Here is a 13,803-nt window from a genome sequence, read left to right as displayed (position 1 = left end):
AATGACCCTAAACGATTTTGTTTCGTAGCAACATCGATAGGAAGTAGATGCCGCCAATAAAGTTAATCACCACGCTCAACGTCGTTGAGAACCCGAAGACATTTTCCACAATCCATTGACCACTCAATAGAGACGCCACAGACAACAGCGAAACGCCCAATAGCAAAACTCGGTGCTGGTACGACTTAAGCATTTCACGCGCTAAGTTGGTCACCAGTAGGCCAAAGAACATAATTGGACCAATCAATGCTGTCGAGATAGCAATCAATGCTGCAGATAGAATCAACACCTGTAGCGTCACGCGTTTTACATCAATCCCCAAACTGGTTGCGTTATCGCTGTCTAGCCAGAACACATCCAACACTCGGTTTAAACGGAACAGTAAAAAGCTGATTATGGCTAATAGCGGCGTACACAAATACACCAACTCAACTTTGATGTTATTGAAGCTGGCAAACAAGCTTGATTGCAGCGCAGCAAAGTCATTCGGGTCCATCAACATAGTCAAAAACGATGAGATGCTGCCAAACAGCTGACCTAAGATCACACCCAATAACAGCAATGCCATTAAGTTTTTCTGTTTGCTGCCAAAATAGAAACTGAACAACAACACCGAGAAACCAAGCATAACACTGACAGACAGTGAAAAGTTTACATAGTCATTAAGCACGTACGAACTCATACCGCCGAACGCAACGACAACCACCACTTGCGTGAACATGTACAAGGAATCAAAACCCATGATACTTGGCGTCAAAATGCGGTTGTTAGTGATGGTTTGGAAAGCTAAAGCCGACTGGCCAATCGCAATACCGGCTAAAATCATTGCCATCACTTTAGGTACACGACGAGACAAGAAGTATTGGTAGTTATCGGCATTCAAACCTAAACCAATGAACAAACCTGCAAATACTAAAGCGACAATCGCTAATAACAGTAATTTAGTTCTATCCTGCATTCTTTTGGCCTCGCAGAATAAAGAAGATAAAGATACCACCACCTAACATGCTAATGATCATCGAGATTGGGATTTCATAAGGGAAGATAATCGTACGGCCGACAAGGTCACAGCACAGCACAATAAGCGCGCCTAATACCGCCGTGAGTGGAATGTTTTTGCGCAAGTTATCGCCATAGAACTTACTCACTAGGTTCGGCACGATTAGACCAAGGAAAGGCAACTGACCGACGATCATCACCACGCTGGCCGACATAATAGAGACCAAGGTGACACCTAAAATAATCACTTGGCCATATTTAAGACCAAGGTTGGTTGCAAAGTCTTTACCTAAGCCAACCGCAGAAATACGTGTCGCAAATAGGTAGCCAATGACCGCGATAGGGATAGCGATATAAAGCAGTTCATAGTCGCCTTGCAGCAAGTTAGCGAAGTTGGCAACCGCCCAACCGGACATGTTCTGCAACGCATCGTATTTATACGCGACGAAAGTGGCTAATGAATCCACCACATTACCGAAAATGATGCCGATCAGTGGTACAAAAATAGCGTTCTTAAATTGGATTCGATTAATAAACTGCACAAACATTAGTGTGCCGAGCATCGAGATTAAGAAGATTAACCAGATTTGCTGACCACCAAAGAAAACAAGGCTTAATACATAGCCCAACATCGCACACTCTATCGTGCCAGAAGTCGATGGTGCTGCGAATCGGTTTTGGCTGATCTGCTGCATAATCAAACCAGCAATACTTAAACCTGCACCTGCCAGTAGCACGGCCACCAAACGAGGAATACGGCTGGTAAACAACAAGTTCCAACTGCTTGCATCCCCTGCGAGCAATGCCCCAATGCTTAATTCTCCCACCCCTACGAAAAGGGAAGCAAAGCTAAGCACTATCAAAATTGGCAATAACTTTTTCAAAATTTGCCTCTAACGCTAAAAAGCCCAAGCAAACATGTTTGCTTGGGCAACTTTATTACTTAATTCTTTTAAAGGTCGATTGAAGATTGAACATCTTTAATCATTCGTTCTGTCGCTTGAATGCCTGAAGCCGCTAAGTACCAAGCATTGATGTCTAAATAAGCCATGTGCTTGTTTTGGTATGCATCAGTCGCTTTCACTAATTCGTTTTCAAAATCACGCTTAGTCGTGCTCGTACCTTTGTTGATTAACATGTCTTTATCAACAATCAGTAACGTTGATGGGTTAGCATCACGAATAAACTCGTAAGACACCAGATCACCGTGGCGGCTTGCTTTAATGCCTTTTACTGACTCGTTAAAGCCAAAATCGCGGTAAATAGCTGAGAAGCGAGAATCAGCACCAAAAGCCGTAATGTTACCACCGGCACTCATTACCGTAAGCGCATCAACAGAGTTAGTCTGGTTGTAATCGCGAATCGCTTTGAACTGGCTGTCCACTTGAGCGATCTTCTTCTCAACAAATTCTTGCTTGCCGAAAATCGTACCTAGATTACGCCATTGTTGCTGCGTGCTTACCCAGTAACCTTGCTCGTCGTTTGGAGCGAACACTACCGTTGGCGCAATTTTGCTTAGCTCTTCGTATTGGCTTGCACCACGAGAGCCGACAATAATAAGGTCAGGTTTTTGAGTAAAAATCGTTTCAAAGTTTGGCTCAGACAGGCTACCTGCAGAAATAAAATCACCGCTACGGTATTTCGCAAGGTAATCAGGGAACATACTCACGGTAGATAGTGCAACAGGCTCAACACCCATTGTAACAACTGCATCCAATGCACCTACACCAATCACAACTACGCGCTCTGGGTTTGCTTCTAACTTTGTCGTACCTTGAGCGTGTTGGATTTCTACCATTTCAGCATTGGCGCCAAATGCCACCAAACCGGATAGTAGTGCTAACGTTGAGACTTTCATACTTAACTCCATAACCATTAATGCAATGCATTATCATTTAGATTTGTATCAAAGTCATCTCAGATTTACGTTTTTTACAAAAACCACAATAGCCGCAAGGCAATAAAAAAGGAGGCTTTCGCCTCCCTTTAACTGTCTGTTTTTTTTGATTAGAAGAAATCTATCGATGAACGGCCATTACTTGAACGCTTTGGTTTTTCTGCCTGAGGCTTATCGCTCTGTTTGCTTTTCGCTTGGCTTGGCTTGTTGGCTTTTTTGCCCTTGGCAGGCTTTTCTTTACGAGCTTTTGATGGCGCTTTTTCTGCTTTAACTTCGCGCTCCGCTTTTGGCTCAGGCTCGGTTACTGGCGCATCGCACACCACAACGTAGTACTCTTGATTAAACTCAAAGAAGTCACCGTCGTACATCTTGCGGCGCTTACGCGTTTCTAACTCACCGTTAACCGCCACATACCCTTCAGAGATAAGGTGCTTCGCCTCCCCCCCGCCACCAACTAAGTTAGCAATTTTGAAGACTTTATACAGTTCAATAGGATGTGATGATACTTCGATACCTATCGCTTCAATCTCTATTTCTTCGCCTTGATCTTGCCAATCAGCATCACCTTGATACTCGCTCATCACATCACCTCTTTTTCAAAACCCGAAGTCTAGCCTTTAACATCAGATTTTAACAAGTAATTTCGCCGCTAGCCCTTACAAATCCGCGCAAACGCTTGCTTTTACGTAGCGCAATTTGATCGCTAAAATGCCGCCCTTATCTTATAAAAACGCTAAAGAAACCGCATAACCAGTCGCTATATTGATAGATTAATAAATAACATTTCTCTGTCATGCTTGCTCTACCATCGACTTAATGATGGGAAGCCAATCAAAACAGTCAGTTATTGCTGAATCTTTTGCGAATGACTACGCAAATTTAAATAGCTCAACTCTATTTAGACTAAAAAACCACCATTCAGTATCACGTGATGATCTTTATGGTCACGATGTGAATTCGGCGGTAGTCGGTAATTAAATATTCATGTACAAACGCTACTATGCAGCTGGCCGTAGATTGGCTAGAAGTAGTCCCATTAACCAAATTGATTAGGTCGTAAGAATCAATGGCTAAGCCTCAACCATATCGTCAGTTCTCATTAGTATCATCAGAGTCTATGATGAACAACAGTGCTTTTACGCCGCTGATCTCCATCGCTGAACTCGATATGTTGATGGGCCATCATTTCATGCACATGTTCGATGTGATGAATGACGGTCTGTTTTACATGACAGACACCGACAATGTTATTTTCTACAACCCTTCGTTTTACCAACAATTTGGCATTGCTGATGGGCAGATCCTGTTTAGCAAATGGCTCGATCTTATCCACCCCTTTGACCGCCAAATTCTGCTGGAAAAGGTAGAACACCATCTAGATACCAGCAATGATAAACAGGTAACGCAGTACCGAGTGCGCAAAACCAATGGTCAATATGTGTGGATTGAAGGCTCAGGGATTACCAAAACCGTCAATGGCCAAACATTCATTATTGGTTGCCATCGCGATATTTCAGATGCCAAACTGATGGAAACTTATGTCCATCAAGCTGCATTTCGGGACAACGCATCAGGCTTATCGAACAGCCACAAGTTATCGGTCGACCTATCTGGGCTGAGCCTACAAGCGAGCGAGGAATACTCGCTGATCTATATCCATTTAGAAGATATCCGCTCATACCAATCGCTGCACGGGCCACATATATTGCGAGACTTGATGTCTCATCTACTGTCATCGCTTAACACTTTCCCCGATGAGTTTGTCGACATTTATCGTGTCCAAACCGACGACTTTGCCATCTTGGTCAAAGGTCAATACAACGAAGGCGAGATAAACGCATTAGGCGAGCGTATTTTAAGCTCTTATCGCCAATCGATAGAGATGAATGGTTACCTGTTTGGTACCGATATTAGTATTGGCATAGTACCCAATTTTGACCGTGCTCTACCGCCAGAAGAACTGGTGCAAATAGCAGCACGAACTAGTCAATTTGCACGAGCAAAACACGAAAACTACCTTGGTATCTACAACGCAGCTACCAAGAAAAAAGTCGATCGCCACTTTCATATTGAAAGAGAACTCGCACAAGCGATTAAAAACGATATTCTGAGCGTGCGTTTTCAACCAATCATCAGCACCAAGGACAACGCCATCGCTAGCTTTGAAGCCTTAGTTCGTTGGAATGATTCGACTTTAGGACAAATCTACCCAGACGAATTCATCGCTGTTGCAGAAAAAAATGGCCTAATCGTTGACCTTGGCTATCTCGTGGTCAACAAAGCATGCCAATTTATCAAGCAATATCAGCTCAACCACAACAGTAAAGTCCGGGTAAACATCAACGTTTCGGTATTGCAACTGCTTAATAATCAATTTCCCGATCGCGTTAAGATGATGATTGATGAGTATCAAATCGATGCCGACCGCATTGTATTGGAACTCACGGAGACGATTATCCTCGAAGGCAATAAAAGCGCCGAATCGCAGCTTTGTCGCCTTAACGAATATGGTTTTCGATTATCGCTGGATGATTTTGGTGCTGGCTACAGCTCACTCAACAGTTTCTTTGAGCTGCCGTTTAAACAAATCAAAGTCGATAAAATGCTGGCTTGGCGCGCGTTAGAAAACCCAGCGACGTTCGAATACTTAAGCTTCATTACTCGGCTATGTACTGACAACAAAGTCGACGTGGTGATTGAGGGGATCGAAAACGCCGATATGCAGCGTAAGTTCACTAAGATGGGCGTGCACTATTTGCAAGGTTTTTGGTTCGCAAAACCTCTATGCCTCGCCAGCGCTAGCCAAGTGACTATGGTTTAATATAGCCACTCAGCTAACTGAATTAAGACAACGCCACCAGCTCTTGGGTATAAGATTGCTTGGGCTGCTCAAACAGGCGCTGGGTTTCACCCTGTTCAATGATCTCTCCCTGCTTCATGACGATCGTGTAGTGACATAACGACTTCACAACATTGAGGTCATGGCTGATGAACAAATAAGTAAGCTGATACTTTTGCTGTAACGACTTTAGCAAATCCAATATCTGCGCCTGTACCGTTCTATCTAACGACGAGGTTGGCTCATCAAGCAGGATAAACTCAGGTTTCAATACTAAAGCTCTGGCAATGGCAATACGTTGTCTCTGACCACCCGAGAACTCATTGGGGTAGCGAAAACGAGTTTGTGGGTCTAAATCCACTTCTTTCATCGCCTCGACTATCACATCATCGATTTCTTGTTCCGACATGTCAGTATGAACGGTTAACCCTTCACCGATGACTTGAGCCACGGACATACGTGGATTAAGTGCCGAAAACGGATCTTGAAACACCACCTGCATCTTACTGCGATAAGGCAGCATGGCTTTACGATCTAACCCTTGAATTTCATTGCCTTGATAGCTGATAGACCCTTCTGAGCCCACCAAGCGAAGAATCGCCATGCCCGTCGTCGACTTACCTGAGCCACTCTCTCCGACTAAACCGATAGAATGCCCTTGGCGTAGCTCAAAGCCCATATTGGTCACTGCTTTAACATGGGAAATGACACGCTTAAACAAGCCGCCGGTGATCGGGAACCAAACACGAAGTTGCTCTACAGAAAGTAAAGTCGGTGCATTCTCACTCACTGCAACCGGTAACCCTTTCGGGTCTGAATTAATTAACTTCTGTGTATAGGCATGCTCTGGCGCGTTAAACACTTGCTGACACTCCCCTACCTCGACCAACTCACCGTTTTGCATCACCGCGACTCGGTCAGCAATTTTGCGCACAATGCTTAAATCATGAGTAATAAACAGCATCGCCATGCCAAGCTCTTGTTGGAGCGCTTTGAGTAGGTCTAATATTTGCGCTTGAACCGAGACATCTAAGGCGGTAGTTGGCTCATCTGCAATTAAAAGCTCAGGTTCATTGATGAGCGCCATCGCGATCATAACCCGCTGCCTTTCTCCACCAGAAAGCTCGTGAGGATAAGCGGATATCTTAGATGCTGGATTGCGAATGCCCACTTTTTCTAGCCATTCGAGCGCAAGTTGTTCAGCCTTCTGTTGGCGCAACCCTCTATGAATGGCTAACGTCTCAACCAATTGCTTACCAATCTTATGCAAAGGGTTAAGCGACACCATCGGCTCTTGGAAGATTATTCCGATGCGGCCGCCACGAATACCGCGTAGCTGACGCTCGGAGCAACTCAACATATCTGTGCCATCGAAAGTGATTTGGCCATTGAGATAATGAGAAGAACCTTTAGGCAACAGCTTAAGAATAGAATTGGCCGTCACAGATTTACCAGAACCACTCTCACCGACTAGGGCTAGGGTTTCCCCCTTTTTAATCTCTAGCGAAACGCCATGAGTGACGGTTTCAATTTTGTCCGCTCTACCAAAGCCGATCGACAAATCTTTTACTGTTAGGATTGTTTCAGTCATGGCTAACGTCCTTGATGATGAGGGTCAAATGCGTCACGAACAGCTTCACCAATGAACACCAACAATGTCAGCATGACCGATAAGACAGCAAATGCGGAGATACCAAGCCAAGGCGCTTGCAAGTTCGCTTTACCTTGGGCCAATAGCTCACCCAGTGAAGGAGAACCCGCGGGTAAACCAAAGCCAAGGAAGTCCAACGAGGTAAGCGTGGTAACCGATCCCGATAGAATAAATGGCATCATCGTGAGCGACGCGACCATCGCATTGGGCAACATATGACGCAACATAATACGATTATCACTCACGCCCATCGCCTGCGCCGCACGCACATAATCAAAGTTACGGCAACGCAAAAACTCCGCGCGAACAATACCCACTAAACTCATCCAGCTAAACAGCACCATAATGCCCAGTAGCCACCAGAAGTTAGGTTCAACAAAGCTCGACAAGATGATCAGCAAGAACAAAGTCGGCATACCAGACCACACTTCTATAAATCGTTGACCGATTAAATCAAGCCAGCCGCCGTAATAACCTTGCGTCGCGCCAACAATGACCCCAATAACACTCGAGATAACGGTTAAGACAAAACCAAACAGCACCGAGATACGGAAACCGTAAATGATCCGCGCTAACACATCGCGACCTTTATCGTCTGTACCCAACCAGTTTTCTGAGTCAGGGGCTGAAGGGACTGCACCGGAGATATTGAAGTTGATCGTATCGTAACTAAAGCGAATGAGCGGCCAAACAATGTAACCATTTTCTTCAATCAACTCGATAACGTAAGGGTCGGTATAATCAGCCTCGGTTTCAAACTCTCCGCCAAACTCTGTTTCAGCATACTGATTAAAAACAGGCACAAACCACTGTTGGTCATATTCGACTAATAGCGGTTTATCATTGGCGATGAACTCAGCAAACAAACTCAACACGAACAAAATCGCGAATACCCACAACGACCAAAAACCTCGCTTGTGCGACTTAAATCGTTGCCAACGCGCCTGATTAAGAGGATTCGGAGCTTTGTTTTTATTCCACATTAGCGCGCCTCAAAATCAATTCTTGGGTCAACCCAAGTGTAAGTCAGGTCAGAGATGATACTGAGCACCAAACCCAGTAAGGTCATGATATAAAGTGAGCTAAATACCACGGGGTAATCACGCTGAATGGTCGACTCAAAACCGAGCAAACCTATCCCTTCGAGTGAGAACATCACCTCAATCAGCATTGAACCCGTAAAGAAAATACTAATAAATGCGCTCGGGAAACCGGCGATAATGATCAACATGGCATTACGAAATACATGACGATACAAAATACTCTGTTCGTCTAATCCTTTCGCGCGTGCTGTCACGACATATTGCTTGTTAATTTCATCCAGAAAGGAGTTTTTGGTTAGCATACTCAATGTGGCAAAACCCCCAATCACCATGGCGGCAATAGGTAAAGCCAGATGCCAAAAGTAATCAACGATTTGTTGATACCAAGTCATTTGGTCAAAATTAGAAGAGACCAATCCGCGCAGTGGGAACCAGCTGAAATAGTTACCGCTGGCAAACAGAATGATCAAAATGATTGCAAATAAGAACCCGGGAATCGCGTAACCGATAATGACCAGAGCACTCGACCAAATATCAAACCGAGAGCCATGATGAATCGCCTTCATAATGCCAAGGGGAATAGAAATCAGATAAATAATGAGCGTACTCCACAACCCCAAGGAGATGGAAACAGGCAGTCGCTCGACAATCAAATCAATCACATTACCACCTTTAAATAGACTTTCACCAAAATTAAAGGTCGCGTAGTTTTTGAGCATATCGAAGTATCGCTCATGGAGCGGCTTATCAAAGCCAAACTGCTTTTTAATCTCTGCCACAACTTCAGGGTCAAGTCCGCGAGAGCCTTTATAGCCCGCTGCGCTATCGTCACTGTTTAAGTCCGTCGCGCTGCCTGCTTCGTTACCTCCACCAGCAAAGCGCTCCATAATACCGGAACTGTGCCCTTCCATTTGGGCGATAGCCTGCTCTACAGGCCCGCCCGGTGCAATCTGAATAATGAAGAAGTTGATGGTGATGATCGCCCACAAAGTGGGGATCACCAACAATAATCGGCGAAATATGTACGCAGCCATTTATCCCTCTTTAACGGCGTTTCTCTGGTAGTTTTAGGCTTTTCTGCTCTGAAATCCACCATGTGTCGATGCCCAAATCGTATTTCGGCATTAAGTCTGGACGTTCAAATTTGTCCCACATTGCCACACGGTAAGAGCCTGAATGCCATTGCGGAATAATGTAGTAATTCCATTGCAGTACTCTATCAAGCGCTCTACCCAAATCTAACAACAGCTCTGGATTACTCTGATTGTCGGCAATTTGTTGAGTCAACGCGTCCACAACTGGGTCAATAACGCCTGCCTTATTGTAAGACGAATCAAGGAAGTGAGAGTTCCATACAATCATTAGATTCGGCCCCGGATAAGGGTTGGCACCGAACTGACTCGAAATCATGTCAAAATCACGATCGCGCATTCGCTTAATGTACTGAGTTGTATCCACACTGCGGATTTTCATCTCAATCCCCATGCGCTTAAGGTTTTTCTGTACCGGAATGACGATTCGCTCGGTAGTTGGGCTGTAAACCAAAATTTCAAACGCCAACGGCTGACCCGTTTCAACGTTAGTCATTACCTTATTTTTCAGCTCCCACCCCGCCTCTTTGAGTAACTTAAAGGCGGTGCGCATTTGGCTGCGAATTCGACCTGAGCCATCCGTAACAGGAGGTTGATATTCCGAAGAGAACACACGCTCTGGTATTTGATCTTTGAAAGGGGCCAAAACCTTGAGCTCACCTTCGCTTGGTAACCCTTTCGCTTCATAATCCGTGTTTTGGAAATAACTGCGGGTACGCGAATACTGGTCATAGAACATGTTCTTGTTCATCCACTCAAAGTCCATCGCGTAGTTCAGCGCTTCACGCACTTTAGGGTCTTTAAATACCTCTCGGTGCGTATTGAATACAAAGCCTTGAGTAGTTTCTGGTTTTTGATGGGGTATTTGCTGCTTAACAATAAAGCCTTTATCGAAGTTTTGCCCGGTGTAAGAGTTGGCCCAAAACTTGGCTGAGTTTTCGATTCTAAAATCAAACTCACCAGCTTTAAACGCCTCTAGCATCACCGTATCATCGCGATAATAGTCATACTGGACTTGCTGGAAGTTATGACGACCAACATTGACCGGAAGATCTTTCGCCCAGTAACTGTAGTCTAAGGTGTAAGTAACACTTTGGCCTGACTTATAGTCGGTAATTTTGTAAGCAGAGCTACCGACTGGCGGCTCAGAAAGTGGCTCGGCAAAGTTTTTGTCATGCCAAAAGTGTTTTGGCAGCACTTTGGTGCTTTGCGCGAAACTAAATAGCTTTTCTCGGTTTGGCGTCGCCATTTCAATGCGCACAACCAAATCACTTTTCGCGGTCACCGATTTGATGTCTTTATAATAAACGCGATATTGCGGCACACCTTCTGCCATGAATTTATCGAAGGTAAAGGCGACATCATGGGCAGTGATGGGCTTACCATCTTGAAAACGCGCCTTAGGGTTGATGTCTAATTCGAGCCAAGTGTAATCATCGGAGTAGCGCACGCGCTGAGCAATAAGAGGGTAATAGGCATCTATTTCGTCGCTAGGAGAAAACATTAACGAGTCATATAACTCCCCGCTCCCTTGCGCTGCGACCCCACGAGACGCATAACGGTTGAAGTTGTCATAAGTGCCAACCACACCATACGTCATTTTGCCAAACTTTGGCGCATCAGGATTAACATAATCAAAGTGCTTAAAATCCTCTGCATATTTGGCATGGCCAAAGCCAACCAAAGAGGTACTTTCAATTACTTCTGCAAAGCTTGCGCTGCTGCATAGTGCAAGCATTCCGCTGATAACGACATGTCGCAATTTAGCCATAGCTACTCCCTTAGCTGGTTTCTCTCTACTTTGGCATTAAACCTTGGGTAATTTTAATATTATTAATTCAATCACTTGAGTAAGTATATACTGAAATTGTTCAATGAGATGATTTGTTATGAAACAAAATACGTTTTCATCTCATCCATCTATCTTTTCCTATCTCACCATTTCGCAGACAAAATAAAACCCACCGTAGTGGGTTAATTCTATAACATTTCTTGTGCAACCAAGTGAAGTAAGAAAGTCTCGCGCTCAATGCTCATGCCTTTCTTTGGGCTTTCAGCCATGGTCTTCTCATTGTGAGCGATAGCATCATGTATGTTCATCCACACTGGCTTCATGCCGTTCTTGATTTCGTAATCTTCGTAAGCGGTCTCGCCTAACTCTCGGTCAATCTTGCACGTGTAGCAATATGACGTCATGTGCATCACATCGGCATCGTCTTTGTACCAAGGTCGAAACTCTTCATAGATACCAAATGGTTTGATGTTATGAATGTTGTTTGCGCCAGTTTCTTCTTCTAGCTCGCGAACCATCCCTGAGATAACATCCTCACCTTCATCTAAACCACCGCCAGGAATGGTGTAGTCATGGTAACGCTCTGTGTAGAGCAGAAGAATGTCTTCACCATCGATAACTATCGCTCGTGCGGCTTTACGCTGAAATACCGATTTATCGTCTAGATGGTCGATGTCAGGATGGATGGTAGTTTTTAAATGACGCATAACTTTTTACAACTGGCAGAAAAGCTGGCGATTTTAGCACAGTCACCATTTACCACAACGTGAGCTTAATTCTCGTTAATGATCAAAAGTGCATCTGCATAATGTGCTGAGGCCCTGCTGCACCACCATGATATAACTTACCGGTATCCATAAACCCTGCTTTTTGATAACAACTGTAGGCTGCGGGGTTTTTGCAGTTCACAGTTAAATAGACCGACTTAAACCTCGGATAGTTCAAACTCAAATGACCAGAAAGCGCCTCTACCGCTCTTGTTCCGTAGCCTTTTGCTTGCTCGGTTGCATCAATAAAGAACGCTCTTAGCCCTAAGCCATCTTGCAGGCAAAAGTCATAACCATATTGGTAATAGGTATCGATGAGGAAAAAGCCTACCACCTTATCTTGATGTAAGATCACATGAGGGTGCACCTCATCATTCACATCCGATAAAATCTCATCCATCGTCCCTACAAATTTCTCTTGTTCTTCTACTACTTTTAATAGTGAAACCTGAGCAAGATGGTCAGAGTTCATTTCTGAAATAGTGATCACTTGAATATTCCTTTATTATCTTTTTTGCAACATCATTATAACTATCAACGCTACTCAGGCAATATATTCTCGGTTACCACAAAATATTCATGGTTTATTTTTCTGTTCGTTGCGTATATCTATAGTAATTAGATTTTGGATGTTTAATTCCACAAATAACTTATGGAATAGCACCGCCCATTATTGAGGTATTTTCTATGGTAGATGTCGCCGTATTCAGTTCTAAGTCTTACGATGAAGTTTCATTCAACAAGAGTAATCAAGCATACGAATATAACCTTCACTTTCATGATTTTCAGCTAACTGAAAAAACCGCCAAGATGGCACAAGATTGCCAAGCGGTTTGTGCATTTGTAAATGATGACCTTTCCCGCCCGGTGTTAGAGGAACTTGCTGAGCAAGGCATCAAACTGATCGCCATGCGTTGCGCGGGGTTTGATCGCGTTGACCTACCTGCAGCGCAAGAACTTGGTATTCAAGTCGTACGAGTTCCTGCCTACTCGCCAGAAGCAGTCGCTGAGCACGCCGTTGGTATGATGATGTGTCTAAACCGACGCTTCCACAAAGCTTATCAACGCACCCGAGATGCTAACTTCTCATTGGATGGCCTAGTCGGGTTCAACTTCCACGGCAAAACGGTTGGTATTATTGGTACGGGTAAAATCGGTATCGCGACCATGCGCATCTTGAAAGGTCTTGGCATGAACATCCTTTGCTTCGACCCATACGAAAATACCGCAGCCCTTGAGATGGGTGCAAAGTATGTATCGAAACAAGAGTTGTTTGAAAAAAGTGACGTCATCACGTTGCATTGCCCGATGTCGAAAGAAAACTACCACCTACTTGATGATGCCGCGTTCGACAAAATGAAAGATGGTGTTATGATCATCAATACCAGCCGTGGAGAGTTACTTGATTCTGCTGCAGCAATTGAGGCACTAAAACGTGGCCGAATTGGCGCACTTGGTTTAGATGTTTACCACAATGAACGCGATTTGTTTTTCCAAGACAAATCGAACGATGTGATTGTCGATGACGTATTCCGCCGCCTTTCGGCCTGTCATAACGTACTATTTACTGGTCATCAAGCGTTCCTAACTTCTGAAGCGCTAGGCAATATTTCTGATACCACACTCAACAACATTCAATCGTATTTTAAAGGTCAGTTATCTGGTAATGAATTAATTGAATATTAAAACCATTGAGTGACATAGAATAAAGGCGCTGATTGAAG

At 44.3% G+C, this 13,803-nt stretch carries 11 protein-coding genes and 1 pseudogene; 2 read left to right on the top strand and 10 right to left on the bottom strand.

Going from position 1 to position 13,803, the window contains the following annotated elements; all coding sequences use genetic code 11:
* Positions 1-7 precede the first annotated feature (7 nt).
* The 4 genes from vctG to OH461_RS14400 all read right to left on the bottom strand — a co-directional run bounded on the left by vctG (position 8) and on the right by OH461_RS14400 (position 3,477).
* Positions 8-958 (bottom strand): iron chelate uptake ABC transporter permease subunit VctG, encoded by a 951-nt coding sequence (gene vctG / locus OH461_RS14415; protein WP_270021269.1) that lies wholly within the window; start codon positions 956-958, stop codon positions 8-10.
* A complete protein-coding gene (gene vctD / locus OH461_RS14410; RefSeq protein WP_270021268.1) occupies positions 948-1,883 on the bottom strand; it encodes an iron chelate uptake ABC transporter permease subunit VctD in 936 nt (311 codons plus the stop codon). Before vctD ends, vctG begins: the two co-directional genes overlap by 11 nt.
* A 68-nt stretch (positions 1,884-1,951) precedes the next feature.
* Entirely contained in the window at positions 1,952-2,857 is a 906-nt protein-coding gene (locus tag OH461_RS14405; protein WP_270021267.1) for a siderophore ABC transporter substrate-binding protein, read from the bottom strand.
* A 149-nt stretch (positions 2,858-3,006) separates the two neighbouring features.
* A complete protein-coding gene (locus OH461_RS14400; protein WP_270021266.1) occupies positions 3,007-3,477 on the bottom strand; it encodes an RNA-binding S4 domain-containing protein in 471 nt (156 codons plus the stop codon).
* Between the two features lie 539 nt (positions 3,478-4,016).
* On the opposite strand from OH461_RS14400, the gene OH461_RS14395 reads away from it, so the two are divergent.
* The gene (locus OH461_RS14395; protein ID WP_270021356.1) at positions 4,017-5,717 is read left to right on the top strand and encodes an EAL domain-containing protein; all 1,701 of its coding nucleotides are present in this window, start codon (positions 4,017-4,019) and stop codon (positions 5,715-5,717) included.
* A gap of 22 nt (positions 5,718-5,739) precedes the next feature.
* Here the strand turns inward: OH461_RS14395 and OH461_RS14390 are convergent, their stop codons facing one another.
* The 6 genes and pseudogenes from OH461_RS14390 to OH461_RS14365 all read right to left on the bottom strand — a co-directional run bounded on the left by OH461_RS14390 (position 5,740) and on the right by OH461_RS14365 (position 12,569).
* Positions 5,740-7,326 (bottom strand): ABC transporter ATP-binding protein, encoded by a 1,587-nt coding sequence (locus OH461_RS14390; protein ID WP_270021265.1) that lies wholly within the window; start codon positions 7,324-7,326, stop codon positions 5,740-5,742.
* A 2-nt stretch (positions 7,327-7,328) separates the two neighbouring features.
* Positions 7,329-8,369, bottom strand: coding sequence for an ABC transporter permease (locus tag OH461_RS14385; RefSeq protein WP_270021264.1), 1,041 nt, complete (start codon positions 8,367-8,369; stop codon positions 7,329-7,331).
* Positions 8,369-9,463, bottom strand: coding sequence for a microcin C ABC transporter permease YejB (locus tag OH461_RS14380; RefSeq protein ID WP_270021263.1), 1,095 nt, complete (start codon positions 9,461-9,463; stop codon positions 8,369-8,371). Before OH461_RS14380 ends, OH461_RS14385 begins: the two co-directional genes overlap by 1 nt.
* A 10-nt stretch (positions 9,464-9,473) precedes the next feature.
* Positions 9,474-11,222 (bottom strand): annotated as a pseudogene (locus OH461_RS14375) (extracellular solute-binding protein); the annotation flags it as partial.
* Positions 11,223-11,500: 278 nt separating this feature from the next.
* Positions 11,501-12,019 carry an NUDIX hydrolase gene (locus OH461_RS14370; protein WP_270021262.1) on the bottom strand — a complete coding sequence of 173 codons (519 nt, stop codon included), beginning with the start codon at positions 12,017-12,019 and terminating at the stop codon, positions 11,501-11,503.
* Between the two features lie 82 nt (positions 12,020-12,101).
* The gene (locus tag OH461_RS14365; RefSeq protein ID WP_270021261.1) at positions 12,102-12,569 is read right to left on the bottom strand and encodes a GNAT family N-acetyltransferase; all 468 of its coding nucleotides are present in this window, start codon (positions 12,567-12,569) and stop codon (positions 12,102-12,104) included.
* Positions 12,570-12,766: 197 nt separating this feature from the next.
* On the opposite strand from OH461_RS14365, the gene OH461_RS14360 reads away from it, so the two are divergent.
* Positions 12,767-13,765 carry a 2-hydroxyacid dehydrogenase gene (locus OH461_RS14360; RefSeq protein WP_270021260.1) on the top strand — a complete coding sequence of 333 codons (999 nt, stop codon included), beginning with the start codon at positions 12,767-12,769 and terminating at the stop codon, positions 13,763-13,765.
* Positions 13,766-13,803 lie beyond the last annotated feature (38 nt).

The sequence above is a fragment of the Vibrio sp. LaRot3 genome (assembly GCF_027587025.1).
In the GTDB taxonomy this organism is placed as follows: domain Bacteria; phylum Pseudomonadota; class Gammaproteobacteria; order Enterobacterales; family Vibrionaceae; genus Vibrio.
The sequence above is the reverse complement of the archived record's forward strand: the minus strand, read 5'-3'. Positions and strand labels throughout refer to the sequence as shown.

What these genes read in the sequence shown, in the direction of transcription:
- vctG (WP_270021269.1), bottom strand. Translation starts at nt 958, where the DNA reads ATGCAGGATAGAACTAAATTACTGTTATTAGCGATTGTCGCTTTAGTA.
- OH461_RS14405 (WP_270021267.1), bottom strand. Translation starts at nt 2,857, where the DNA reads ATGAAAGTCTCAACGTTAGCACTACTATCCGGTTTGGTGGCATTTGGC.
- OH461_RS14400 (WP_270021266.1), bottom strand. Translation starts at nt 3,477, where the DNA reads ATGAGCGAGTATCAAGGTGATGCTGATTGGCAAGATCAAGGCGAAGAA.
- OH461_RS14395 (WP_270021356.1), top strand. Translation starts at nt 4,017, where the DNA reads ATGAACAACAGTGCTTTTACGCCGCTGATCTCCATCGCTGAACTCGAT.
- OH461_RS14390 (WP_270021265.1), bottom strand. Translation starts at nt 7,326, where the DNA reads ATGACTGAAACAATCCTAACAGTAAAAGATTTGTCGATCGGCTTTGGT.
- OH461_RS14385 (WP_270021264.1), bottom strand. Translation starts at nt 8,369, where the DNA reads ATGTGGAATAAAAACAAAGCTCCGAATCCTCTTAATCAGGCGCGTTGG.
- OH461_RS14380 (WP_270021263.1), bottom strand. Translation starts at nt 9,463, where the DNA reads ATGGCTGCGTACATATTTCGCCGATTATTGTTGGTGATCCCCACTTTG.
- OH461_RS14370 (WP_270021262.1), bottom strand. Translation starts at nt 12,019, where the DNA reads ATGCGTCATTTAAAAACTACCATCCATCCTGACATCGACCATCTAGAC.
- OH461_RS14360 (WP_270021260.1), top strand. Translation starts at nt 12,767, where the DNA reads ATGGTAGATGTCGCCGTATTCAGTTCTAAGTCTTACGATGAAGTTTCA.